The organism is Paracoccus halophilus, assembly GCF_000763905.1.
Taxonomy (GTDB): domain Bacteria; phylum Pseudomonadota; class Alphaproteobacteria; order Rhodobacterales; family Rhodobacteraceae; genus Paracoccus; species Paracoccus halophilus.
On sequence record NZ_JRKN01000005.1, the window covers coordinates 152,179 to 176,673 of the forward strand.

Sequence of the window (24,495 nt, forward strand, 5' to 3'; positions counted from 1 at the left end):
CATCCCCAGAAATCTACCGTATTACAACTATAGCGTGATTAGATAATAATTGGTTAACGCAAAAGTGATTCAGCGGGAAATTTCCGGGTTCAGACCCAGGGCGCCACGATCATCCGCCCTGATCGCGTCGAGCTGCCAGGTCACGGTCACGCGGGCGCCGCCATTCGCGCCATTCGCGAAGCCCAGCCGCGCCCCCGATCCTTCGAGCAGGGTCTTGGCGATGAACAGGCCCAGGCCCATGCCCTCATAGCCGCCGCCATCCTCGGACCGGGGGCGGGTGGTCAGGAACGGGCTGCCGATTCGCGGCAGCAGCGTCGTCGCATAGCCCGGCCCGTCATCCGATATCCGCAGCCACAGCTCGTCCTGGTCGATCCCGGCCTTGATCGTCACCTGTTGCGCGGCGAAATCGACCGCGTTCTGCACCAGATTGCGCAGGCCGTGAATGATCGCGGCATCGCGGCGGATCGCCGGCATGGAGGGTGCCGCATCTATGACGATCTCCGGGCCGCGACCCTTGTGCGGGGCGGCGGCCTCGGCCAGCACCTCGGCCAGCGGCGCCGAGCGGATCAGCAGATCATCCCGCCCCGAGGACCCCATCGACCGCATGATGTCGCGGCAGCGATCAGCGGATTGACGCAGCAGCGCGACATCCTCGGCCAGATCGGCGCGCTGCGGCAGGGCCTCGGACAGTTCATCCGCAAGCTCGGTGCTGACCAGCTTGATGGTGGCCAGCGGTGTGCCCAGCTCATGCGCGGCCGCGGCGACGACCCCGCCCAGATGCTGCAGCTTCTGTTCGCGCTCCAGCGCCATGCGGGCGGCGAAAAGCGCCTCGGTCGTGGCGTTGATCTCGGCCGCGACGCGGCGGGCGAAAGCCCCGAAGAACAGCGCCCCGATCACGATGGCAAGCCAGTGCCCCAGCAGGAGCGGTTCCGAAAGCTGGATCACGCCGCCCGCCTTGAAGCTGAGCGGCTGCGCGAGCAACCCGGCCAGCGTCACCATGACGAAGGTGCCGGCCCCAAGGCCGAGCAGATAGCGCACCGGCAAGGCGGTGGCGGCGATTGTCACCGGCACCAGCAGCAGCAGCGCAAAGGGGTTGGACAGTCCGCCGGTCAGGGCCAGAAGCGTGGCGACCTGGGCCAGATCAAAGCCAAGATGCCAGGCGGCCTCGCGCGCCGAGATGCGGCGGCTCTGCCGCAAGGTCAGACCAAGGTTCAGGACCAGCGCCAGCGCGATCACCGCCAGCACCGCGACCAGCGGAAACTCGGCCCCGATCAGCAGCGCGCCGCAAACCGCCGCGAACTGGCCGGTAATCGCGACCCAACGCAACAGGATCAGCGTCCGCAGGCGGATCGGCTCGGGTCCCGGCTGGCCGGGCAGGGGATCGAGATGGCGGGAAAGAAGGCCGAAAGGCACGCGGCGGCTCCGGTTGATCAGCGGGTTGCCGACATTGATACCCATGCGGAAATCGGCGATCAATGTCGGCGGGGAAACGGAGCATGAATATGACAAGGGACAGGCGCATCCTGCTGCTGGGCAGCCTTGCGGCCATGCTGCTGCTGGTCGCCGGAGGGCTCTGGCTGTCACGCGGCGCAGCGCCGGGATTCGAGGCCTGCCGCAAGAACGGGGTGGCCGGGAGAATGCCGGTCATTGACGCGCCCTTTACGCTGACGGATCAGAATGGCGCGCGGATCTCGTCCCGGCAGATATTCACGAAACCGGCATTTGTTTATTTCGGCTATACCTATTGCCCGGATGTCTGTCCTTTGGACGCCGCGCGCAATTCCGAGGCGGTTTCGATTCTGGACAAGCGCGGGATCGAGGTGACGCCGGTCCTTATCTCGGTCGATCCCGAACGCGACACGCCAGAGGCGCTTGGACAGTTTGTCGCCATGCTTCATCCGCGAATGATCGGCCTGACCGGCTCGGTCGGGGAAATCGACGCCGTCGCAAGGCAATGGCGCAGCTATTACCGGCTCAATAATCAGGAAGATGACGAATATTATATGGTCGATCACATGACCAATACCTATCTCGTCATGCCCGATGCGGGTGTGGTCGAGAGTTTCGACCGCGATATGGGCGCGCAGGACATGGCCGATCGCAGCGAATGTTTTATCCGCGCCGCGGGTTAACAGGGACCGGCCGGCAGCAGGAATTTGACCACCCCCGCCGAATGGGCTTATTTACCCTGAAGCGCTTCAAGGTATCGAATATGACCGCAAACACGGAAATCGGATCAGATCCCAGCCTCCTGCTTGTCGATGACGACGAGATCTTCCTGAACAGGCTGTCCCGGGCAATGGAAAAACGCGGCTTTGCCGTCACCCGCGCCGCCTCGGTGGCCGAGGCGCGCGCCGCGCTGCGTGCGGGGCCGCCCGCCTATGCGGTGATCGACCTGCGGCTCGAGGATGGGAACGGGCTGGATATCGTCGATGCCCTGCGCGACGCGCGCGAGGATGCGCGCATCGTCGTGCTGACCGGCTATGGCGCCATCGCGACGGCCGTCGCGGCGGTCAAGATGGGGGCCACCGATTACCTGTCCAAACCCGCCGATGCCGATGACATCACGCATGCCCTGCTGTCGCGCGGCGCAACCCTGCCGCCGCCACCCGAAGCACCGATGTCGGCGGATCGCATCAGATGGGAACATATCCAGCGCGTTTACGAACAATGCGACCGCAATGTCAGCGAAACCGCGCGCAGATTGCATATGCATCGCCGTACATTGCAGCGGATATTGGCCAAAAGAAGCCCCCGCTAATAATTCGCAATTTTACCAATTTTTCATTCCGGGTTTAAATGTTATCGTCGCGTCACATAACTGCCAAACCCAGGAATCCCGGTATGAATATTGATCTAGACAACATGTCCCTGCGCGATTTGCGCGATTTGCGCAATCGGCTCGACCGCGCCATTTCCACATTCGAGGAACGCCGCAAACGCGAAGCGCTGGCTGCCGCCCAAACCGCCGTTCGCGAATTCGGATTCAACCTGGCGGATTTGACCAACGGCAAAGCCGTCCGCAACAAGGCCGCGCCCAAATACGCCAACCCCGCCGATCCCACCATGACCTGGACCGGCCGGGGCCGCAAACCGCGTTGGGTGCAGGAACATCTGGACGCCGGCAAGGATCTGGCGGATCTGCAGATCTGACCCGCTGATTGCAACCCGAAGAAGAAACGGAACAACCCCGCAGAATTGATGCGGGGTTTTCTTTTCACGTGTCGCGATTTTCGGATTACAGCTTTGGCGGGCTATTTCTTATTGGCCGTCAATCTGCGCCATCAATATGCCAAATCTTTCCAGATAGGCATTGCGCGTCTCGCGCGGGGGACGCAGGCGGATTTCCAGCCCCGACAGCAGTTCCGGCTGCGGGACGGGAAACAGCCGGTCGGCCTCGGCGCGCGAAAACCCGGCGATCTGCACCGCCTCGAGCCAGGCCGAGACGCGATCGGCGCGCTTGATCGCCCGCTTGACCTGCGCGGGGATCTGCGCCGGCAGACCGAAACGGCGATGGATGGCGGCGCTCAGACGGCTGTCCATCTCGCCATAGGCGGCGCCGATGGCGGCCTTGACCGGCGAAATCATGTCGCCGATCACATATTCGGGCGCGTCATGCAGCAGCGCGGCCAGCCGCCAGCGCGGATCGCAAGCCGGATTGCCGCGCGCATAAAGCTCCTCGACCAGCAGCGAATGTTCGGCGACGCTATAGGCCCAGTCGCCCCGGGTCTGGCCGTTCCAGCGCGCCACGAAGGCCAGTCCGTGGGCGATATCGTCGATCTCGATATCCACCGGCGTCGGGTCCAGCAGATCCAGACGCCGCCCGGAAAGCATCCTTTGCCAGGCGCGCTTTGCCCGTTTCGCCATGACTCCCCCGGCTTGATCGCAAATGAAAAGGCCCGCCGGCCCGATGAACCTGCGGGCCTGGCATGGACCGACAGCCTCAGGACAGGGGCTGGTCGGCCGGGCGCTCGGCCTGCATGCGGCGCGCGATCTCCTGCCGGTACAGCGCGACGAAATCGACCGGATCCATGTTGAAAGGCGGAAAACCGCCGTCGCGGGTCATGTCCGACACGATCCGGCGCACAAAGGGAAACAGCATGCGCGGGCATTCGATCATCAGGAACGGATGCATCTGGTCCTCGGGGATGCCTTCGACGCGGAAGACGCCGCCGTAATCCAGCTCGCACAGGAACAGCGGCGATTTGTCCTGCGCATTCGAGGATTGCACGCGGAACTTGGTGATCACCTCATATTGATGCTCGGTCTGGCGCTTGCGGGCGTCCAGACTGACCTGCACGGTAATCTCGGGCTTGACCTCGCCCGAGGGCAGGCCCTTCTGCGCCACCGCGTTCTCAAACGAGAGATCGCGGATATATTGCGTCAGGATCTGCATCCGCACGGCGGGCTGATCGGGTTTCGGCGCCTCGGACGCGGGCGCGCCGTTACTGTTCTCGTCGGTCATGAATTCTCCTCGGATTTGCGGGGGTTCTAGCACCCCCGCGGATGACGCTCAATGGCGTGTCCATCCGGAATTGCCGCGCCGCGATCCGGTCGGCGGGGTCTCTTGCCCATCGGTCAGCCCCTCGCGGATCGGGGCGGGCGGGTCGTCCTGCACCGAATATTCGCCATCGATCGCCTCATCCGCGCCCCAGCGGCCGTCGCGGCGAAACCCAGCCGGAAAATCGTCGCCGAAATCGCCCCCCGCGCGGTACCAGCCGAAACCGCCGCCCGAGACGCTGACCCGCGCCGCCATGCGCCGCAGGATCAGCTCGCGCAGCGGCGCGATCAGCAGAAGAAGCCCCATGGCGCTGGTGAACAGGCCCGGCAATACCAGCAAAAGCCCGCCGATCATCACCAGCGCGGCATGCGCCATCGGCTTGGCCGGGTCGCCGAATTGCTGCATCGCGCGCTGCAGGTTCATCGCCGTCCGCGCCCCCTGCCGGCGCATGACCGCAAACCCAAGCGCCGCCGAGGCCAGAACCAGCGCGATCACCGGCATGACGCCGATCGCGCCGCCGACCTGGATGAACAGCGCGATCTCGATGATCGGCAGCAGGACAAATGGCAGCATCAGCCACATGAAAGCTATTTCCTCCGGCAGTTCTATTTCCGACGCCTTAACTGGACTTGGGCCGGTCTGCACCCTACATAAGCATCCAAATCTCAGATACAAACTTGGTTAGGTCCGTCGATGTCGAACCCTCTGCTGCAACTGCTGGTGCTGGCCGCGATCGCTGTCTTTCTGATCCTGCGCCTGCGCGGCGTTCTGGGCACGCGCGACGGGTTCGAACAGCCCCGGCAGCCGGACGAGCCGATACAGCGCCGCGGGCCGCAGATCAGGGACAGCGCCGGCGACGTCGATGACAGCGACATCACCGACCATGCCGAGCCGGGCAGCCCGACCGCCCTGGCACTGTCGCAGATGAAACGGATCGAGCCGGATTTCGCCGTCGGCCCGTTCCTGTCGGGCGCGAAATCCGCCTATGAGATGATCCTGATGGCCTTCGAGCGCGGCGATCTCTCCGAGGTGCGCGAGTTTCTGGCGCCGCAGGTGGCCGAGGCGTTTGAATCGGTGATCGCCGACCGCAAGGCCCGCGGCCTGACCACCGAGGCGCAATTCCTTGGCACCCGCGAAACCGCGCTTGCCGCTGCGGAATTCACCCCCGAGACCGGCATGGCCGAACTGTCGGTGCGCTTTGTCGGCGAAATGATCGCCGCCACCCGCGACAGCGACGGCAATGTGGTCGAGGGTGACCCGAAGGCCGCCCGCAAACAGCGCGACACCTGGACCTTTGCCCGGCGAATGGGTCAGGACGACCCCAACTGGCAGTTGGTCGCCACGGCCTGATCCATGGCGCGGCGACGGGGACTTTCGGCCGAGGAGAAAGCCCTCTGGTCGCGTATCGCCGCCACCGCCCTGCCGCTGCACCCGGCGCGCAAGCGGGCCGGATCGGCTGCGCAATCGCCACCCGATCCCATGCCCGCGCCAAAGGAGGCGCCGCCGGCCCCGGAACAGCCGCCGCAATTCAAGGGTCTGCGGCTTTCCGGCAGGCTGAACGGCGGCGGCAGCAGCATGAACCTGTCACCGCAGCCCCGCGACAGGCTCGGCGAGCAGCCGCTGCGCATGGATCACAAGACCCATCGCCAGATGACGCGCGGCAAGCTGGCGCCCGAGGCGCGGATCGACCTGCATGGCATGACGCTGGCGGTGGCGCAGCCGGCGCTGACGAGCTTCATCATGCGCGCCTATGCCGAGGGCCGGCGGCTGGTGCTGGTCATCACCGGCAAGGGCCGCGCGGGCGGGCCGGACGCGCCCTTGCCGGTGCGCCCCGGCGCCCTGCGCCATCATGTGCCGCATTGGCTGCAAATGCCGCCGCTTGGCGGCATCGTGCTGCAGATCCGCGCCGCCCATCGCCGGCATGGCGGCGATGGCGCCTATTACGTCTATCTGCGTCGGTAACGAATCCGGGGCGCGATCAGCGCCGGCGCGTCACGATCCGCCGTAACGCGCCTTTGGTCCGGCAAACCACCAGATGATCAGCCCGACCACCGGCAGCACCACGACCAGCAGGATCCAGATCAGCTTGGTGCCATTCGACTCGCTGGTGTTGATGATCGAGGCGATGGCCCAGACATCGAGGGCAAAGATGATGATGCCAAAGATGAATTCCATGCGGCGTCCCCATGCGTTCAAACTGATGCACCAACGACGCCGGGGGCGGCCCGGTTCCCTTACAGCACGTAACGCGACAGGTCGGTCGAGCGTGACAGGTCGCCCAGATGCTTTTCGACGAAAGCCGAGTCCACCACAACCGTCTCGCCGGAACGATCCGGCGCGGTAAAGGACAGCTCCTCGAACACCCGCTCGATCACCGTATAGAGCCGCCGCGCGCCGATATTCTCGACCGAGCCATTCACCTCGGCCGCGATCCGCGCCAGGGCCTGGATGCCGTTCTCGGTGAATTCGACGGTCACGCCCTCGGTTTCCATCAGGGCGGAATACTGGCGGGTCAGGGCGTTGTCGGTCTCGGTCAGGATGCGGACGAAATCCTCTTCGGTCAGGGCGCGCAGCTCGACCCGGATCGGCAGGCGCCCCTGCAGTTCGGGCAGCAGGTCCGAGGGCTTGGCGATATGGAACGCGCCCGAGGCGATGAACAGGATGTGATCGGTCCTGACCGGCCCGTATTTGGTGGAAACCGTGGTGCCCTCGATCAGCGGCAGCAGGTCGCGCTGCACGCCCTCGCGGCTGACATCGCCGCCGCGCGCATCGGTGCGGGCGGCGACCTTGTCGATCTCGTCGATGAAGACGATGCCGTTTTCCTGCACCGCGTCCAGCGCGGCGGCCTTGACCGCGTCATCGTCCAGCAGCTTGTCGGCCTCTTCGGCGATCAGCAGCTCGTAGCTTTCGGCGACCGAGACGCGGCGTCGCACGCGCCGGCCGCCAAAGGCCTTCATCAGCCCGGACAGATCCATCATGCCGCCCATCGCGCCGGGCGGCTGGCCGGGGATCTCCATCATCCCCAGCGGGTTGGAATTGTCCTGCAATTCCAGCTCGATCACCGTATCGTCCAGCTCGCCACGCTTGAGCCGGTCGCGAAACATCTGGCGCGTCTGCTCGCGCGCGTTCTCGCCGGCAAGCGCGGCGACGACGCGATCCTCGGCGGATTGATGGGCGCGCGCCTTGACCTCCTCGCGCATGCGCTCGCGGGTCTCGATGACGGCGGCGTCGGTCAAGTCGCGGATGATCTGCTCGACATCGCGGCCGACATAGCCGACCTCGGTGAATTTCGTCGCCTCGACCTTCAGAAAGGGCGCGCGGGCCAGCTTGGCCAGACGGCGGCTGATCTCGGTCTTGCCGACGCCGGTGGGGCCGATCATCAGGATGTTCTTGGGATAGACCTCGTCGCGCAGATCGTCGCCCAGCTGCTTTCGGCGCCAGCGATTGCGCAGCGCCACGGCGACGGCGCGCTTGGCGTCCTTTTGCCCGATGATGAAACGGTCCAGCTCGGACACGATCTCGCGCGGGGTCAGGTCGGTCATCGAAGGCTCCTGTTTCATTTGCGCATCACTTAAAGCGCGCGACCGCGCGTTTCAACCAAAGCGCTGGACCAAAGGCCGGGCCGCCCGCATATTGGCGGCCTTTTTCCGAACCAGAATAAGGAATTGTCCCATGCGACCCGGTCGCGATCCGCTGTCTCCCCCGATGCTCACCCGCCGCGCGCTCGCGTCGCGGCTGGCCGCCGGCGCGGCCACGATCGGGATCGGCAGCAGGGCCGCGGCCATGCCGCAGGCGCCCGCAGCGATCGACCCCGAGCTGCGCGACGCGGCGCTGCGCGGGCTTGCGCTGGCGGATCACCGCGGCGATCCGGTCGGCGCGGCCGCCGCCAAGGCCGCGATCGAACGCCTCGCCGAAACCGACCCGGAGGGCGCGCTGCTCTATCGGCTCTACCGCGCGCTCGATGTGCGCCCGGCCGCCTTTTACCGCAGCGATATGCCCGAGGCGGCGGCGGCGGATCTGTCGCTGCTGCACCGGGCGATCCGGGCCTGCCAGCCGGTCGCCTTCAGCTATACCGACCTGTCGGATAACGAAACCGAGCGCAGGGTGCTGCCGCTGGCTCTGGTTCACCCGCCGCAGGGCGTCAAGCTGCTGGCATGGTGCGAACTGGCCGAGGGCTATCGCCAGTTCTTCATCCGCGCCATGCGCGACCTGACGCCCCAGCCCGGCGATTTCGCCGAGGACCGCATCGCGCTGCTGCAAGGCCTGGTCGAGAAAGAGGATGCCTGAGCCCCGCGCTCGGGCATCCGCCTCTCTTTCACGGCAAATATCCCGGGGTGAGGCCCGGCACGGGCCGAGGGGCAGCGCCCCTTAACCCAGCACCTCGACCGTCAGATTGCCATTGGTATAGACGCAGATATCGGCGGCGATCGCCATGGCGCCGCGCGCCACACCCTCGGCATCCAGATCGCCCTGCATCAGGCCGCGCGCGGCGGCCAGCGCGAAATTCCCGCCCGAACCAATCGCGGCCACGTCATGTTCGGGCTCCAGCACGTCGCCGGCGCCGGTGACAACGAAAATCTCGCGCCCGTCGGTCACGATCAGCATGGCCTCGAGATTGCGCAGATATTTGTCGGTCCGCCAGTCCTTGGCCAGATCGACGCAGGCCCGGGCCAGCTGACCGGGCGCCGCCTCCAGCTTTTTCTCCAGCCGCTCCAGCAGCGTAAAGGCGTCGGCGGTCGAGCCGGCAAAGCCCACCACCACGTCATGCCCGCCGGGGGCCAGGCGCCGCACCTTGCGCGCGGTCCCCTTCATCACCGTCTGGCCGACGCTGACCTGACCGTCGCCGGCCACGACCACCTTGCCGCCGCGCCGCACCGCCAGAATGGTCGTGCCATGCCAGCCGGGGAATTTCTCATCGGTCATGCCGCCGCTCCCGCTTTTGGTTCCGATGCGTCAGATATGACCCGCACCGCGCTTTCGCAACCCGCCCCTTTTACCGGCCGCGAGCAACCGCTAGCCTGCACGCCATGAATGACCGGCCCACCCTGCGCATCTATCTGGAAGGTCACATGCTGGCCACTTCGCGCGCCGGCACCTTCAATTTCATGAACCTGCTCAGGGCCGCGGTCGAGGGGGCCGGCTGGCGCGTCGAATGGCACGAGACGGGCGCCGCCGCGCGCCATGCCGCGCCGATGCTGGACGGCTACGCGCTTTATCACATGGAGGCGCCGACCCATGACCGCGCCCTGACCTTTCGCCGCGCCTATCACTATCCGTTCTGGCAGATCGAGCCGGTGCCGCAACGCTGGCGCTTTCGCGTGGCGCAAAGGCGCTTCGATCCCGACGGGATCGACCCGCGAACCGCAAGGCATTTCGTCAACAGCCTGCGCAACCGCGTGATGTCCGGCCCCGAGCCCAGCCGGTGCGACACGGTTCTTGTGCCGCTGCAGGGCCATATCCGCCGCTGCCGCTCGTTCCAGACCATGAGCCCGGTCCAGATGCTGGAACATGTCGCCGCCACCGGCCGCCCGACCGTTGCGACGCTGCATCCCGGGGAAAGCTATGACAGCGCCGATCACAGGGCGCTGGAACGGCTTGCCGCACGACACCCTAATCTGCGGATCGGCGGCGACACGATGCGGATCCTGCGCGAATGTGCCTTTGTCGCGACGCAGAACAGCGCCGTCGCCTTTCATGGCTATCTGCTGGGAAAACCGGCCGTGCTGTTCGGCCAGATCGATTTCCATCACATCGCGCTGAACGTGGCCGATATCGGTGCCACCCGTGCATTGCAGCAGGCCGAAACCCATGCCCCGGATTTCGACCGCTACCTGTTCTGGTTTTTGCAGGAAAACGCCATCAACGCCGGCCATCACAGCGCCGGCGCATGCATTCTTGAGCAGATGCGCCGGGGCGGCTGGCCGATCTGACCGCCGCCCGGGCTGCAGGATCAGATGGAATCGTCGATCCAGGCCTTGAGCGCGGCCTTGGGCGCGGCGCCGATCTTGTTCGAGACCACCTCGCCATTCTTGAACAGGAACAGCGCCGGAATGCCGCGCACGCCAAGCTGGGCGGGGCTTTCGGGGTTCTCGTCCACGTTCACCTTGACGATCTTGACCTTGTCGCCATATTCGGCGGCCAGTTCTTCCAGCGCCGGGCCGATCTGGCGGCAGGGGCCACACCACTCGGCCCAGAAATCGACCACGACAGGGGTCGGGGACTTGCGGACTTCGCTATCGAATTGCGCGTCGGTGACGGCTTGGGTGGCCATTGGCAATCTCCTGCTATGTGCCGGGGTCAGCCCGGCAGCGATGTCCTCAACAGCTAGGCACCGGACCCGGCGGGGTCAAGCCCCGCCATGACCCGATCCAGCAGCGCATCGGGCAGGGGCATCAGGCTGCGCGTCGCGGTCCACAAGACCGCCACCCCGACCGCATGCCCGGGCCAGATCCGGCGCAGCGCATGGCGATAGGCGGCCATCTGGCGCAGGATGCCCTCGGGCGTGTCCTCGGGCCGGGCGGGCACATCGCGGTTCGACTTGTAATCCACGGCCAGCACCCGGTCACTTGTGATCACAAGCCGGTCGATCTGTCCGCTCAGCGGTCTGTCGCCAAACCACGGCACCGCCAGCCGCACCTCGGGCAGCAGCTCGGCGCCCTCCGGCAGATCGAAAACCTCGGCAAGCGCGGGGGCCGAGATGACCGCGCGCGCCTCGTCCAGCAGCCCGGTCAGGGCGGCGGAGTCGGGCAGGCCCCCCTCGGCATCGGCCAGCACATCGCGGGCAATGCCGGGCCAGTCGGCGGGATCGCGCTCCGGCAGATGTTCCAGCAGCAGATGCAGCCGCGTGCCGAACAGCATCGCGGCCTCGCCGTCGCCCTCGCCGGCGGTGCCGATGATCTTGGCGCCGCCAAGCGAGGTGGCGGCCACCGCCCGGCGTGTCTCGGGCGCCGAAGGCGGCGCGGCCCGCAGCCAGTCCGGCGCCGCGATCGCGGTCTTTTCCGCAGCCGCCACCGCAGGCGCGTCATCCGGCCAGTCGCCAAAGCTCAGCCGCCTGATCTCGCCGCCCCAGGGCGCGGGGATCCGGGTCTGATCCAGATCGCTGCGGCCGATCCCCGCCTCGACCATGGCATGCCAGCTGTCCTGATCGGCGCCGGTTTCGCCCGCCGCGGCCACGATCAGCCAGCTTTCCGCGCGGGTCAGCCCGACATAGAGCAGCCGCTTGCGTTCCTCCAGCTGACGCGCCGTGCGCTCGGCGGCCAGGGCCTCGACCGCATCGGGGCGTTCGCCCTTGCGGCCGCGCCACAGCGGCGTGCCGTCGGGACCGGGCAGCAACTGCCCCTCGCGCGGGGGTTGGCGCGTGGCGCTGTCGGGCATGATGACGATGGGGCTTTCCAGCCCCTTGGCGCCATGCACGGTCATCACCCGGATCAGCCCCTCGCCCTCCTCGCCGGCGCTGCCGGGCTGGCGGCGGACCTCGACATCGTCGCCGGCCAGCCAGACCAGGAAACCGGTCAGCGAAGGCGTCTCGCTGCTTTCATAGGCCAGGGCCTGGGACAGCAATTCGTCGATGCCGTCCTGCGCCTCGGGGCCAAGGCGGGCAAGCAGGCTTTCGCGGCCGCCATGGCGGATCAGCAGGCGCTGGATCAGGTCATAGGGGCGCATGAAGCCGGTCTGGCCCATCAGATCGGCCAGCAGGTCCACCGCCGCGCGATGCCGCGATTCGCGCAGCCGCCGCCACAGGTATTCGCCCCGCTTGCGCCCGGCGGCCAGATGATAAAGCGCCTCCTCGCCCAGCCCGAAAATCGGCGAGCGCAGGGCCGAGGCCAGCGCCAGATCGTCCTCGGGCGTGGCCAGCACCGACAGCACGGCGCGAATGTCGCGCACGGCCATCTCACCGGCCAGCTTCAGCCGGTCGGCCCCGGCCACCGGCAGGTTCGCGGATTTCAGCGCCGCGATGATTTCGGCGAACAGGTCCGAGCGGCGCTGAACCAGGATCAGCACATCGCCCGCGCCGATACGCCGCACCGCGCCGCGCTTGGCGTCGAATATCGGCTGGCCCAGCATCTCGCGGATGGCTTCGGCGATGGCACGGGCCAGTTGCGCGGTTTCCGAGTTTTCGGCCGGCAGATCGACGGGGTCGGTCCAGTCGCCCGGCTCGGGCTTTTCCGGCTTGGGGATGGCCGGCCACAGATCGACGCGGCCCGGCATGTCGCCGCGAAAGGCCAGATGCCGGGGCGGATCGCCCAGGCCCTGCGCCGCATCGCCGGCGAATACCTGATCGACCAGCGACAGGATCGCGGTCGAGGATCGGAACGAGTGCCGCAGTTCCAGCACCTGCATCGGGTCGCGCACGGCATCGAAGGCCCGGACAAAGCCCTGCCGGCGGGCCTCGAACACGGCGATATCGGCGCCCTGAAAGGAATAGATCGACTGTTTCGGATCGCCCACCACGAACAGGCTGCGGCCCCCGTCGCGCGCGCCCTGACCCGAGGTGAATTCATCGGTCAGCCGCTCGATCACCTGCCATTGCGCGGGGCTGGTATCCTGCGCCTCATCGACCAGAATGTGATCGATCCCGCCATCCAGCCGGAACAGCACCCATTGCGCCATGCTGCTTTCGGACAGAAGCCGCGCGGTGCGGTCGATCAGATCGTCGAAATCCAGCACGCCATGGGCGGATTTCCGCGCCCGGTAGCGGGTCATGAATTCATGGCCGAAACGGTGCAGGGACAGGGTTTTCTCGACATGGGTCAGCGCGATCCGGCGGGGACGGGCGGCCTCGACCCGCTCCATCAGGATGGCCAGATCGTCGATCAGACCGGCCGCCGGTCCCTGCCGCAGCGCCTTGGCCGGAAAGCTGTCATATTTGGCGCTGAAGGGGGCTTTCGCGCTGGCCCCGGTCAGCAGCACGCCTTCCAGGATCGCCAGGTCATCCACGCCCGGGTCGGCCCAGTCGCCAAGGGCCAGCTTGTCCGCCGCTTTCTGATCGTTGGTGCCGCTTGTCCGCAAAAGCGGGATCAGCGCGGCGATCACCTGCGCGCCATCGGCGAAGGTCTGGCCGAGCAGAGCCTCGATCGAGTCCTCCGGGGCCAGATCGCTGGCGGCGCAAAGCGCGGCGCGATCGGCGGGCGCCTCGAACCCTTTCAGCCCGGACAGAAAGGCATCCAGCCGCTCGCCCGAATGCAGGGCCAGCATATCGTCCAGAACGGGATGGTCCTCGCGCGCCAGATCCTCGATGATTTCGGCGCGGATCAGGGCGGCGCTGCGGTCGTCCAGTTCGGTAAAGCCATGCGGCACGCCGGCCTCGATGGGAAAACGACGCAGGACCCCGGCGCAGAAACTGTGAATGGTCTGGACCTTGAGCCCGCCGGGCGTCTCGATCGCGCGGGCGAACAGGCGGCGCGCGGCGGGCAGGTCGGGGGCCGCATCCTCGCCCAGTCGGGCAAGTTCGGCGCGCAGGTCGGCTTCGGGCAGCATGGCCCATTTGCCCAGCCGCGCCAGCAGGCGGTTCTGCATCTCGCTTGCGGCGGCCTTGGTATAGGTCAGGCACAGGATCTTTTCCGGCGCGGTGCCGGCCAGCAGCAGCCGCGCCACGCGATCCGTCAGCACCCGCGTCTTGCCCGAGCCGGCATTCGCCGTCAGCCAGGTCGAGCGGCGCGGATCGGCGGCCCGCACCTGCGCCAGCGTCGCATCGTCGAACCTAACCCCGGTCATCGCCGAACCTTTCCGGTTGCGCGATCTGCGTCATGTCCCATTCGCCATGGCGCGACAGGTGGTCGTAATCGCTGGCATGGTCGGTCCGCTCCATCGCCAGCCGGGCGGTAAAGCCGCGCTCGCCCCGCAGATAGCGGCCGACCAGCTCGACAAAGCCCGCCCAGCTGTCCTGCGCGAAGCCGGGCGGAAATTCGCGGCGATACGTCAGCCCGTCACCGCCCAGCCGGATATAGCTGATGCCTTCGACCTCGGCCGGGCCAAGGTCGCGAAACCCGCCCCGTTCGACCATGGCGGCGGTCAGCGGCAACTGCTTGTCGAATTGCGCGATCTGCTTGTCGGTGGGGGGCGTCCCGGTCTTGTAATCATAGACATGTACCCGCCCGTCCCGCAGCCGGTCCATGCGGTCGGGCCGCGCGATCAACCGGAAATCCATGCCCGGCACGGCAAGCGCGCCATATTCCTCGACCACCACCGGGCGGCCATGGGCCAGCCGCGCGACCTCATCCGCGATCAGCCGGTCGGCCACGCCCGCGATCCGCGCCCGCCAGAACAGCCGGGCCGAGGGCCAGGGCACGTCCTCCTCCAGAACCCGGTCTGTGATCACAAGTAGGCGGGCCTTCATCTCGGCCTCGGAATCGGGCGGATCGGGCAGGGCGCGCAGGAATTGATCCATGATCCGGTGCAGCACGGTGCCGCGCTCGGCCGCGTCGGGCTCGGGGCGCAGAGGGTCCAGCGCACGCAGGCCCAGCACCTTGCTGGCATAGATCGCATAGGGGTCGCGGATCAGGCTGCGGACCTCGGTTACGGACATCTCGCGCAGGGCCGGCGCGGGCGGAATGGGCGCGGGGCGGCGGGCCGGTGCCAGCCGCCGGCGCGGTTGCGCCTGCAATTCGGCCAGATCCAGCCAGTACCGGCCGCGCGCGCGCATCTCCGCCAACGCCTGCGGCCCCTGCTGATCGGGCAATCCGTTCAGCAGGTTCACCAGCCGGTTCAGCCAGCGCGAAGGGATCGTCTCGGCCTCGGCATCGCGGCGGGCGCGGGACAGGATCACCTGCCGGGCGGCCACGGCCTGCTGGAAATCATGCGCGGCCAGACCGACGCGGCGCTCGGGCAGGGTCAGCCCGGCCGCAAGCCGCATCGGCCGCGACAGCCACGGGTCGGGCGCCAGCGCCTGCGGCCAGCCGCCCTCGTTCAGGCCGGCAAGGATGACCAGCCCGGCATCGGCGCTGACCGCCTCGGTCCGGGCCTCGCGCGGTCCGCGAAACCGGACCAGAGGATGCGCGGCCACATCCTGACGCACCGCCTGGCGCTGCAATTCGGCGTAAAGCAGGTCGCTGAATTCGCCGGGGCGCAGGTCATGCCCCTGAGCCGCATGGACCGCCAGATGGTCCATCACCGCGCGCGCCAGCCCACCCGAGACCTTGCCCCACAGGTTCGAGGCATCGACATCGCCGCCGGGGCCGGCGGCCAGCGCCTCGGCCAGTCCGCGCAGATCGCTCAGCCGCGCGGGCAGTGGGCGGGGCGCGAGATCCTCGGCCAAAGGCAGGATCCGGTCCAGCATGCCGGCCAGCCACAGCCCCCAGGGCTTGCTTTTCTCATCGCCTTTATCCGCCAGTTTCCGCAGCGCCGCGCCGTCGGGAAAGGCCGGCCCGTGCTTGCGCAGATGCAGTTCCAGATCGCGGGAATGGCGGTTATGTTCGCGCCGGTAATCCGCGCCCAGCCCGGTCGCCGTGACCGGGTGCTTCAGCAGCACCAGCAGCGCATCCAGCGTGAGCGGCTGGCCGAAAAGATCGGCGATATGGCGCAGGAACAGACCCGACGCGGCCAAGGGCAGGGGCTGGCCTGCGGAATCGTCGGGGATGATGCCCCAGCGGTCCAGCGCCGATTCCACGCGCCGCGTCAGCATCCGGTCGGCGGCGATCAGGGTCACGGGCTGGCCGCGCTCGACCGCCTCGCGGATGACCAGCGCGACGGCTTCGGCCTCCTGCCCGGGCTGTTCGGCCTCGATCAGCGACAGATCCCGGGTCGCGGTGATCAGCGGACCAAGGCGCGGCCCCTCTTCGATCCATTGATCGGTGACCGGGGCCGGGCGCAGGGACAGTGATATCAGGCGGTTGCGCGCCGGATCGGGGGCCTGATCGGGCAACCAGTCGCCGGGCGGGCCGAATTCCGCGATCAGCGGGGCATAGCGGGCCTGCGGATGATCCTCGGCCCGGGCGTCCAGCCCGTCCCAGACCGATTGCGGCAGATTGGGGTCGAAGCCGGGCAGCACCACCGCCCCCAAGGGCAGCCGGGCCACCGCGCGGATGAAATCCCGCGTCGCCCCGTGCGAGCCGGTCGAGCCCGCGACCAGAACCGGCCCCTCGGGCAGGTTTTCGCCCCGCGCCCAATCGGCCGCCAGCCTTTCGGCGGCTTCGCGCTGGCGGGCCTCGCGGTCCTGGGGCGGGTCGGACAGGTAATATCCGGCCGCGATCTTCAGAAAGGCCAGCGCCCGGCCCCAATGCTGGGCATGGTCGCTGGCGTCGATCCGGTCCAGCGCCTGCGCGTCCAGCCCCTCAAGCTGCATCTCCGCCATCAGCGCGGCCAGCGAGGCCGCCAGTTCCGGCACCGATTGCCCCTGCGCCAGATCGGGCTGCGCGCGCAGGGCAATGTCGATCAGCCGGCCCAGTTCCAGCCGCCGCGCCAGCGGCGGCGTGGCCGCGCCGCCGCCCAGATCGGCGATCAGGCGCAGCTGCGGCAGGATCAGCGGGCCGCGCCAGAGCATCGCCTGGCGCAGGGCCTTCAGCGACTGGCCGGAATTGGTATAGACCGTGACGCGGGCCATGTCCTGCGGCGGGCGGTGCCGCATCCGCGCGATCAGGCCGTCGGCGAAAGCGCCGGCGAAATCGGCGCCGCAAGGCAGGGCAAACAGGCCGTTTTGCCAGTCAGCCATGCTGCAGCAGCCCCTCGGCCAGGGGGATGCAATCGGGGCGGCCGACATCGCACCATTCGCCGCCGTGGATGACGCCATGGGCGCGGCCCTCGGCAATCATCAGGTCCCACAGCCGGTTCAGCGAAAAGACCTGATCGGGGATCTCGGCCAGCCGGTCGGGACGGATGATTTGCGCCCCGCCATAGACCAGATCGCCCTTGCGGATCAGCCGGTTATCGGGGCCAAGGCTGAAATCGCCGCCGCCCTGCCGGCCATGCGTCCGCGCCAGAGGCACCAGCATCAGCAGCGCATCCATGCGCTCGTCCCAATGATCCAGCAGGGTGCGGATGGGATTCCGCCCGGTCCAGATCACATCCGGGTTCATTGTGATCACAGCGCCCTCGCCCAGCAGCGGCAGCGCCTTGCGCAAGCCGCCGCCGGTTTCCAGCAGATCGGGCTCATGCGAGATCGCGATATCCTGCCCGGCAATGTGATCACGGATCTGGCCGGCCAGATGATGCGTATTGACCACCACCCGCCCGGCCCCGGCATCGCGCCCCAGTGTCAGCGCGCGATCCAGCAGGGTCCGGCCGCCGACGCGGATCAGCGGCTTGGGCGTGTGATCGGTCAGCGGCGCCATGCGCGTGCCCTTGCCGGCGGCAAAGATCATCAGGGGCAGGGTCATTCTTGCGCAATCCTTGCGATCACCTGGGCCGAGGGCGCGGGCACGCCCTCCAGCGCTGCCGCCAGCGGTGCCAGCGCCGGATGCGCCAGATCCCGCTGGATCGCGTCCCAGACCCGCGGCATGAAGGCCAGATAGCGCCGCTTGCCCTCGCGCTCCGCCAGCCGGGTGAAAATCCCCATGATCCGCAGGTTCCGTTGCGCGCCGAGCAGCGCGTAGGCGGCGCGGAAACGATCCGCATCGACCCCGGTGGCGGCGATATAACGGGCGATCTGGGCCGCCTCGATTTCCGGGGCGACGTCGCGGCGCGCATCCTGCAGGCCGGACACCAGATCATAGGCCGGATGCACCACGACGGCATCCTGAAAATCCAGAAGCCCCATGGGTTCGTCGCCCCGCCAGACCAGATTCTCGGCATGGAAATCGCGCAGGCCAAGGACCGGCGGCATATCCTCGGCCAGCTGGGCATGCAGCGCCTCGATCGCGCCGGCGACCTGCAGGCCCTTACCGGGCGCGCCGGCGGCGGCGGGGTAATATTCGGCGAAAAGCCCGACCTGACGCGCCAGTTCCGGCCCGTCCAGACGCAGGATATCGCCGGGCGGGGCGTGGCCGTGCAGCTCGACCAGCAGATCGGTCATGCGGTCATAGATCCGCGGCGCGAGCGCGGGGTCGCTTTCCAGCACGCGGGCCACCAGATCGTCGCCCAGATCCTCGAGCAGCAGCAGGCCCTCGGTCTGATTGGCGGCGAGGATTGCGGGCGCGTGCAACCCGCGATGGCGCAGCCATTGCGTCATCGCGACATAGCTGTCGGTGGTGCCCGGCGCGGCATCCATCAGCACCGCGCTGCGAGCGCCCTCGATCAGCCGGAAATAGCGCCGCGACGAGGCGTCGCCCGCCAGCGGCAGCAACCGCGCATCCGCCCAGCCGGCGCGGTGGAGCAGCTGCGCAATGGCGGGCAGGCGGGCCATCGCGCCCCAGCGGATTTCGGTCCCGGCAAGGGTGATCCGGCGCAGATCGGGAAAATCGCCGATCGGCTCGAAGCCGAGGGTCAGCGGGTCGGGCAGCCTGCCGCCATGTTCGGGCCATTCGATCAGCAGGATGGAATCGCGCATCGCATCCTCAAGCCCCAGTTCGACCAGCTCGTCGGGATGGGTCAGGCGATACAGGTCGGCGTGCCAGATCTCGGTCCCCAGCGGGTCGTCATAGGTCTGGACCAGGGTGAATGTCGGGCTGGGCACATCCTCGGCCGCCTCGCCCTGGCGGGCGCGGATCAGGGCGCGGGCGAAATGGGTCTTGCCGGCGCCCACGGGCCCTTGCAGCGCGACCACGTCGCCGGGCTTCAGCATCGCCGCCATCACCCGCGCCAGACAGGCGGTCAGATCGGCATCGGCATGGTCCAGCGTGGCAAGCAGCGTCATGGCGCGAATCTATGCCGCGCCGCGTCAAAGGCCAAGCACATCCGCCATGTCATATTCGCCCGGCCCCTTGTCCTGCCCCCACAGCGCCGCCCGCAGCGCGCCGCGCGCGAAGATCGCCCGGTCGGTCGCCATGTGGCGCAGGATCACCCGCTCGCCGGCGGTGGCGAAGATCACGTCATGCTCGCCCACGATATCGCCGCCGCGAATGGCGCTGAAGCCGATGGTGCCGGGCGCACGCGCGCCGGTGATGCCTTCGCGGGCGGGGGTGCGCAGATCGTCCAGACTGTGACCGCGCCCGTTCGCCGCGGCCTCGCCCAGCATCAGCGCGGTGCCCGAGGGGGCATCGACCTTGCGATTGTGATGCGCCTCGACCACCTCGATATCCCAATCCTCGCCCAGGGCGGCGGCGACCTTGCGAGTCAGCCCGACCAGCAGGTTCACGCCCAGGCTCATGTTTCCGGCGCGGATGATCGGGGCGTGACGGGCGGCGGCAGCGATCTTGTCCAGATCGGCGGCTGTCAACCCGGTGGTGCCGATGACATGCACGGCCCGCGCCTGCGCGGCCAGTTCGGCGAAAGCCACCGTCGCGGCGGGCGCGGTGAAATCGATCACCGCCTGCGCCTGCGCGATCGCCGCAACCGCGTCATCGGTAACCGTGATGCCAAGCGCTGCGCCGCCCATCGCCTGCCCCAGATCCTGCCCGATCCACGGGCTTTCCGGCCGCTCGATGGCACCGACAAGCCGGGCCTGATCCGATTCCAGCACGCTGCGCACCAGCATCTGGCCCATCCGCCCCGAGGCACCCGTGACGACGATTCCCGGCTTATCCATCCTCAAACCCGCTCAAAGCCCTGTTTGCCCCCTCTCTATCCCGTTGCGGCGCGCGCCGCGACCCCCTACATCTGGCAGCCATGGCACAGAAGCGTTTTCATACCGGCACCGGCCCCTCGCAGCGACAGCTTCGCGTGGGGGAACTGATCCGCCGCACCCTGTCGGATGTCTTGCTGCGCGGCGACGTGCACGACCCCGATCTCAACCGCCACTCGATCACCGTGGGCGAGGTGCGCACCTCGCCCGATCTCAAGATGGCGACGGCCTTCGTGCTGCCCTTGGGCGGGCAGGATGCCGAGGGCGCGCTGGAGGCGCTGCGCCGCAATGCCGGCGAACTGCGCCACCTGGTCGCCAAGGGCATGACGCTGAAATACGCGCCGCAGCTGCGCTTCGTGCTGGACGAAACCTTCGACCGCATGGACGACACCCGCCGCCTGCTGTCCGAGGACCGCGTGCGCCGCGATATCGAGGCCGACGGCGACGATGAAGACCAGGATTAAGCGCCGGCTGGGGCTGGCCGTGGGCGCGCTGATCGCGACGGTCCTGCCGGCGGTGGCGGATATCTGCGAAAAGCGCGATTTCGACGGGCAGGGCTATGTCATCTGCACACTGACAGCGGAGCAGGAGCCCGGCCTGCGGCTGTGGCTCAATGGCCCCGACGGGCAGGTGCTGGGCGATTTTTCCAGCCTGCGCAAGACGCTGGGCGCGGGCGAGGTGCTGGGCTTTGCCATGAATGCCGGCATGTATCACGCCGATTACCGGCCCGTCGGCCTTTATGTCAGCGACACCGAAACCGCCGGCCAGCTGGTCACCGGCGCCAGCAACGACAATTTCGGCATGCTGCCCAACGGCGTGTTCTGCACCGGCGGCGCGCGCCCCTATCAGGTGATCGAGAGCCGCGCCTTTGCCAGTGCGCAGCCCGAATGCCGGCTGGCCACGCAATCGGGGCCGATGCTGGTGATCGACGGCGCGCTGCATCCGCGCTTTCTGGTCGACAGCGACAGCCGCTATGTCAGGAACGGGGTCGGCGTCTCGGCCGATGGGCAGACTGCATGGTTCGCGATCTCGGACCGGGCGGTGACCTTCCACGAATTCGGCCGGCTGTTCCGCGACGGGCTGCGGGCGCGCGATGCGCTTTACTTTGACGGATCGGTCTCGCGCCTTTATGCGCCGGCGCTGAACCGCGCCGATTTCGGGCGCAGGCTCGGCCCGATCATCGGATATACGGAAACGGAATAATGGCACGCAAAAAGGGACGCGAGATCCACGGCTGGCTGATCGTGGACAAGCCCGCAGGCATCGGCTCGACCGATGTGGTCAGCAAGGTCCGCTGGGCGCTGGACGCGAAAAAGGCCGGCCATGCCGGTACGCTGGACCCGGACGCGACCGGCGTTCTGGCCGTCGCCCTGGGCGAGGCAACCAAGACCGTGCCGATCCTGACCGAGGCGCTGAAGGCCTATGAGTTCACGGTGAACTGGGGGGCCGAGACGGCGACCGACGACGCCTCGGGGCAGGTGCTGGAACGCAGCGACCAGCGCCCCGGCGCGGATGCGATCCGCGCCGCCTTGCCGGAATTCACCGGCGATATCATGCAGGTCCCGCCCGCCGTCTCGGCGGTCAAGGTCGAGGGCGCGCGCGCCTATGACCTTGCGCGCGAGGGCGAGGCGGTCGAACTCGCCGCCCGCCCGCTATGGGTCGAGGAGCTGGAACTGCTGCGCGCGGACAAGGACAGCGCCGATCTGCGCATGGTCTGCGGCAAGGGCGGCTATGTGCGCGCCATCGCCCGCGATCTGGGACGCCGCCTTGGCTGCCTTGGCCATGTCGCCAGCCTGCGCCGGATCTGGTCGGGCCCGTTCGAGGCCGGGGACGGGTTCGCCTTTGACCGCATCGACCGCGCCAACCAGGCCGAGATCGAGGCGGCACTGCTGCCCCTGCAATCGGCGCTGGCCGACCTGCCCGAAATGCGCGCGACCGAGATCGGCGCCACCCGCATCCTGAACGGCAATCCCGGCCAGGTGCTGGGCCATGCCGAATTCGGCGAAGAGGTCTGGGTCAGCCGCGCGGGCCGCGCGCTGTGTATCGGCCGCTACCTGGGCGGCGAAGTGCAGCCGTCGCGGGTCTTCAACCTGGGCTGAGCGCGGCCGCCGCCCTATCCGGCGAACTGATAGGTCGCCGGCACATAGCGAAACGAGCCCTCGCCGTTGGCGGCGATATAGCCAAGCGCCGGAAACGGCATGTGATAGCCGATGCAGGGAATGCGATCCCCTGCCAGCCGGGCAAGCACCGCGGCGCGGGTCTCGGCCCCCTTGTCCTTGTCCACATCGAACCGGACATGCCATTCGGGACGCTGGACGGAATAGGCGTAATGGTTGAACGTATCGCCGGTGATCAGCAATTGCTGGCCGTCGCTTTCCAGCAGATAATTGGTATGGCCGGGGGTATGGCCATAGGCGGCCTCGGCGGTGATGCCCGGCGCGATCTGGTCGCCGTCGCCGATCTGGCGGGCATTGGCGGCCAGCGGCGCGACATGGGCGGTATAGGCATCGCCGGGATTGGCCGCCCAGTAATCGTTTTCGTCACGCGAAAAGATCAGCTCGGCATTGGGGAAATTCGGCGTTTCCCCCGACATCAGGCCGCTCACATGGTCGCCATGCATATGGGTCAGCACGACATGGGTGACATCCTGCGGCGTATAGCCGGCAGCGGCCAGCGAGGCCCTGTTGTTATCGGCGAACATGCCGGTGTCGAAGAGAACCAGCGCCTCGGGCGTTTTCACCAGTGTCATGGTGAAGGAACTGCCCGAGCGGTCGGCGGGGATGAAGTTCTCGGCGCTGACCCGCTCGAACTCGGCCGGCTCGACACCGATGCCAAAGGTGGCGATCGGGTCCTCGCGCATGCTTTCGCCGCCCAGCAGCGTGGTGATCTCGAAGCTGCCCAGCCGGATGGTATGGGCGCGGCCGGCAAAGGCGGGGGCCTCGGGCGCGGTCTGCGCACGAACAGGCAGCGCCAGAAGAACCGGCAGACCGCCCATGGCCAGGGCAGTCCGGCGGCTGATTCCAGAATTCGTCATCTTCGTCGCTCCTCTGGTTGATCCGGTGTCAACCATAGGCCCGGCGCGCCGGTTCGCTTAGTGACAGCTGCGTGATCGCGCTAGAAGGGCGCCGGCGCGGTAAAACCCTGCATGATCCCGGTTTCGGGATGCCGGAAGCGCAGGCTTTCGGCATGCAGCATCAGGCGCGGAAACTCGGCCGCCGCGCCGCCGGCATAAAGCGGATCGCCCAGGATCGGGTGGCCAAGCTCGGCCATATGCACGCGCAGCTGATGGCTGCGGCCGGTCACCGGCGACAGCCGCACCCGGGTTTCCATGTCATCGGCGCGGACCACCCGCCAGTCGGTCCGGGCCGGCCGGCCGCGATCGCGGTCGACCATTTGCCGGGGGCGATTCGGCCAGTCCACGATCAGCGGCAGATCAACGGTGCCGGTTTTCGGCTGCAGCCGCCCCCAGAGCCGCGCGACATAGGTCTTTTTGGTCCGCCGTTCCTCGAACTGGCGCGACAGGTGGCGCTGCGCCTCGGGCGTCAGGGCGAAGACCATCACCCCCGAAGTGTCCAGATCCAGCCGATGCACCAGAAGGATGGTGGGAAAGGCCGCGCGCAGCCGCGCGATCAGGCAATCGGCGCGATCCGCGCCCCGGCCCGGCACAGACAGCAGGCCATGCGGCTTGCAGACCACCAGCACCTGATGATCGGCATGGATCACCTGCGGCTGTTCCTCGGTGGGCCGGTAGACAAAGCTCATCGCCAGACCAGCCGCAGCGCCAGAAGCGCGAACATCACGGCGGCGACGCGGTTCATGATGCCCAGCTTTGGCCCGATGACCCGCCCGGCAAGACCCGCGACGATGCCGTAGCCCATCGTCACCAATGTGCCCGAAAGGGCAAAGATCAGCCCCAGCCCAAGGATCTGCTGCCAGACCGGGCCATATTCCGCGCGCGTGAACTGCGGCAGAAAGGCCAGCAGGAACAGCACCGGCTTGGGGTTCAGCAGATTTGACAGCGCACCGCGCCGGATGATGTTCCAGGCGCTGCGGGCGGCCCGCGCGCCGGGCTCGGGCCGGCCTGCGGTCCAGCTTGCCCGGGCCAGCCAAAGCAGATAGGCCGCGCCGGCATATTTGATCGCGACCAGCGCGCCGGGATGCGCCGCCACCAGCGCGCCCAGCCCGACCGTCGCCATGGTGACATGACAGATCACGCCCAGGCCGACGCCGAACCCGGCCAGCGCCCCGGCGCGCGGCCCGCCCTGAATGCCGCAGGCGCTGGCAAAAAAGACATCCTGCCCCGGCGCGAAATTCAGCACCAAGGCCCCCATCATGAAGGCCAGCAATTGCTCGGCCGGAAAATTCGCCAGACTGTCCCAGATCATCGCGCGCGCCCAAGGTT

At 67.8% G+C, this 24,495-nt stretch carries 26 protein-coding genes; 10 read left to right on the forward strand and 16 right to left on the reverse strand.

Annotation, left to right across the window (positions count from 1 at the left end):
- Positions 1-69: 69 nt before the first annotated feature.
- Positions 70-1,458, reverse strand: coding sequence for an ActS/PrrB/RegB family redox-sensitive histidine kinase (locus IT41_RS05455; RefSeq protein WP_081967472.1), 1,389 nt, complete (start codon positions 1,456-1,458; stop codon positions 70-72).
- A 38-nt stretch (positions 1,459-1,496) separates the two neighbouring features.
- On the opposite strand from IT41_RS05455, the gene IT41_RS05460 reads away from it, so the two are divergent.
- From IT41_RS05460 to IT41_RS05470, 3 genes are all read left to right on the forward strand, one after another.
- Positions 1,497-2,132 (forward strand): SCO family protein, encoded by a 636-nt coding sequence (locus IT41_RS05460; protein ID WP_231564694.1) that lies wholly within the window; start codon positions 1,497-1,499, stop codon positions 2,130-2,132.
- Positions 2,133-2,212: 80 nt separating this feature from the next.
- Positions 2,213-2,761, forward strand: coding sequence for an ActR/PrrA/RegA family redox response regulator transcription factor (locus tag IT41_RS05465; RefSeq protein ID WP_036739381.1), 549 nt, complete (start codon positions 2,213-2,215; stop codon positions 2,759-2,761).
- 83 nt (positions 2,762-2,844) lie between these two features.
- Positions 2,845-3,153: an H-NS histone family protein gene (locus IT41_RS05470; RefSeq protein ID WP_036739261.1), complete on the forward strand. Its 309-nt coding sequence runs from the start codon at positions 2,845-2,847 to the stop codon at positions 3,151-3,153.
- A 108-nt stretch (positions 3,154-3,261) separates the two neighbouring features.
- On the opposite strand, the gene IT41_RS05475 is transcribed toward IT41_RS05470, so the two are convergent.
- The 3 genes from IT41_RS05475 to IT41_RS05485 all read right to left on the reverse strand — a co-directional run bounded on the left by IT41_RS05475 (position 3,262) and on the right by IT41_RS05485 (position 5,083).
- Complete coding sequence (locus IT41_RS05475) at positions 3,262-3,867, reverse strand: HD domain-containing protein (protein ID WP_036739262.1); 606 nt, start codon at positions 3,865-3,867, stop codon at positions 3,262-3,264.
- A 76-nt stretch (positions 3,868-3,943) separates the two neighbouring features.
- Positions 3,944-4,465, reverse strand: a complete 522-nt coding sequence (gene secB, locus IT41_RS05480) for a protein-export chaperone SecB (RefSeq protein ID WP_036739264.1) — start codon at positions 4,463-4,465, stop codon at positions 3,944-3,946.
- A gap of 48 nt (positions 4,466-4,513) precedes the next feature.
- The gene (locus IT41_RS05485; protein WP_036739266.1) at positions 4,514-5,083 is read right to left on the reverse strand and encodes an FxsA family protein; all 570 of its coding nucleotides are present in this window, start codon (positions 5,081-5,083) and stop codon (positions 4,514-4,516) included.
- Positions 5,084-5,194: 111 nt separating this feature from the next.
- Between IT41_RS05485 and IT41_RS05490 the strand changes: the two genes are divergently transcribed.
- Both IT41_RS05490 and IT41_RS05495 read left to right on the forward strand, forming a co-directional pair.
- On the forward strand, positions 5,195-5,851 hold the full coding sequence (locus IT41_RS05490) for a Tim44/TimA family putative adaptor protein (RefSeq protein WP_036739268.1): 657 nt from the start codon (positions 5,195-5,197) through the stop codon (positions 5,849-5,851).
- Between the two features lie 3 nt (positions 5,852-5,854).
- A complete protein-coding gene (locus IT41_RS05495) occupies positions 5,855-6,463 on the forward strand; it encodes a Smr/MutS family protein (protein ID WP_036739270.1) in 609 nt (202 codons plus the stop codon).
- Positions 6,464-6,493: 30 nt separating this feature from the next.
- Here IT41_RS05495 and IT41_RS05500 read toward each other — a convergent pair whose 3' ends face one another.
- Together IT41_RS05500 and hslU are read right to left on the reverse strand one after the other, a co-directional pair.
- Complete coding sequence (locus tag IT41_RS05500; protein ID WP_036739272.1) at positions 6,494-6,676, reverse strand: PLDc N-terminal domain-containing protein; 183 nt, start codon at positions 6,674-6,676, stop codon at positions 6,494-6,496.
- Between the two features lie 59 nt (positions 6,677-6,735).
- Positions 6,736-8,043 (reverse strand): ATP-dependent protease ATPase subunit HslU, encoded by a 1,308-nt coding sequence (gene hslU / locus IT41_RS05505; protein ID WP_036739382.1) that lies wholly within the window; start codon positions 8,041-8,043, stop codon positions 6,736-6,738.
- A 130-nt stretch (positions 8,044-8,173) separates the two neighbouring features.
- Between hslU and IT41_RS05510 the strand changes: the two genes are divergently transcribed.
- Positions 8,174-8,788, forward strand: coding sequence for a WYL domain-containing protein (locus IT41_RS05510; protein WP_175496392.1), 615 nt, complete (start codon positions 8,174-8,176; stop codon positions 8,786-8,788).
- An 81-nt stretch (positions 8,789-8,869) separates the two neighbouring features.
- On the opposite strand, the gene hslV is transcribed toward IT41_RS05510, so the two are convergent.
- A complete protein-coding gene (gene hslV, locus IT41_RS05515) occupies positions 8,870-9,424 on the reverse strand; it encodes an ATP-dependent protease subunit HslV (protein ID WP_036739275.1) in 555 nt (184 codons plus the stop codon).
- Between the two features lie 104 nt (positions 9,425-9,528).
- Between hslV and IT41_RS05520 the strand changes: the two genes are divergently transcribed.
- Entirely contained in the window at positions 9,529-10,431 is a 903-nt protein-coding gene (locus IT41_RS05520) for a hypothetical protein (protein ID WP_052081288.1), read from the forward strand.
- Between the two features lie 20 nt (positions 10,432-10,451).
- On the opposite strand, the gene trxA is transcribed toward IT41_RS05520, so the two are convergent.
- From trxA to dapB, 6 genes are read right to left on the reverse strand one after another with little or no spacing between them, the layout of a single operon-like run.
- Positions 10,452-10,772 carry a thioredoxin gene (gene trxA, locus IT41_RS05525; RefSeq protein ID WP_036739276.1) on the reverse strand — a complete coding sequence of 107 codons (321 nt, stop codon included), beginning with the start codon at positions 10,770-10,772 and terminating at the stop codon, positions 10,452-10,454.
- A 53-nt stretch (positions 10,773-10,825) separates the two neighbouring features.
- Complete coding sequence (gene addA / locus IT41_RS05530) at positions 10,826-14,215, reverse strand: double-strand break repair helicase AddA (RefSeq protein ID WP_036739278.1); 3,390 nt, start codon at positions 14,213-14,215, stop codon at positions 10,826-10,828.
- A complete protein-coding gene (addB, locus tag IT41_RS05535; protein ID WP_036739279.1) occupies positions 14,202-17,147 on the reverse strand; it encodes a double-strand break repair protein AddB in 2,946 nt (981 codons plus the stop codon). The genes addA and addB overlap by 14 nt, the downstream gene beginning before the upstream one ends.
- The gene (locus IT41_RS05540; protein WP_175496393.1) at positions 17,140-17,811 is read right to left on the reverse strand and encodes a nucleotidyltransferase family protein; all 672 of its coding nucleotides are present in this window, start codon (positions 17,809-17,811) and stop codon (positions 17,140-17,142) included. Before IT41_RS05540 ends, addB begins: the two co-directional genes overlap by 8 nt.
- Entirely contained in the window at positions 17,808-19,226 is a 1,419-nt protein-coding gene (tsaE, locus tag IT41_RS05545) for a tRNA (adenosine(37)-N6)-threonylcarbamoyltransferase complex ATPase subunit type 1 TsaE (protein ID WP_036739280.1), read from the reverse strand. Before tsaE ends, IT41_RS05540 begins: the two co-directional genes overlap by 4 nt.
- Before the next feature lie 24 nt (positions 19,227-19,250).
- Positions 19,251-20,057: a 4-hydroxy-tetrahydrodipicolinate reductase gene (dapB, locus tag IT41_RS05550; RefSeq protein WP_036739281.1), complete on the reverse strand. Its 807-nt coding sequence runs from the start codon at positions 20,055-20,057 to the stop codon at positions 19,251-19,253.
- An 80-nt stretch (positions 20,058-20,137) separates the two neighbouring features.
- On the opposite strand from dapB, the gene rbfA reads away from it, so the two are divergent.
- From rbfA to truB, 3 genes are read left to right on the forward strand one after another with little or no spacing between them, the layout of a single operon-like run.
- The gene (gene rbfA / locus IT41_RS05555; protein ID WP_036739282.1) at positions 20,138-20,557 is read left to right on the forward strand and encodes a 30S ribosome-binding factor RbfA; all 420 of its coding nucleotides are present in this window, start codon (positions 20,138-20,140) and stop codon (positions 20,555-20,557) included.
- Positions 20,541-21,296, forward strand: a complete 756-nt coding sequence (locus IT41_RS05560; protein WP_036739283.1) for a phosphodiester glycosidase family protein — start codon at positions 20,541-20,543, stop codon at positions 21,294-21,296. The genes rbfA and IT41_RS05560 overlap by 17 nt, the downstream gene beginning before the upstream one ends.
- Entirely contained in the window at positions 21,296-22,192 is an 897-nt protein-coding gene (gene truB / locus IT41_RS05565; protein WP_036739284.1) for a tRNA pseudouridine(55) synthase TruB, read from the forward strand. The genes IT41_RS05560 and truB overlap by 1 nt, the downstream gene beginning before the upstream one ends.
- A 14-nt stretch (positions 22,193-22,206) precedes the next feature.
- On the opposite strand, the gene IT41_RS05570 is transcribed toward truB, so the two are convergent.
- The 3 genes from IT41_RS05570 to IT41_RS05580 all read right to left on the reverse strand — a co-directional run bounded on the left by IT41_RS05570 (position 22,207) and on the right by IT41_RS05580 (position 24,478).
- Positions 22,207-23,127, reverse strand: coding sequence for an MBL fold metallo-hydrolase (locus IT41_RS05570; protein ID WP_036739285.1), 921 nt, complete (start codon positions 23,125-23,127; stop codon positions 22,207-22,209).
- A gap of 80 nt (positions 23,128-23,207) precedes the next feature.
- The gene (locus IT41_RS05575; protein ID WP_036739287.1) at positions 23,208-23,855 is read right to left on the reverse strand and encodes an RluA family pseudouridine synthase; all 648 of its coding nucleotides are present in this window, start codon (positions 23,853-23,855) and stop codon (positions 23,208-23,210) included.
- Positions 23,852-24,478, reverse strand: a complete 627-nt coding sequence (locus IT41_RS05580) for a LysE family translocator (RefSeq protein WP_036739289.1) — start codon at positions 24,476-24,478, stop codon at positions 23,852-23,854. The genes IT41_RS05575 and IT41_RS05580 overlap by 4 nt, the downstream gene beginning before the upstream one ends.
- Between the last annotated feature and the right edge of the window lie 17 nt (positions 24,479-24,495).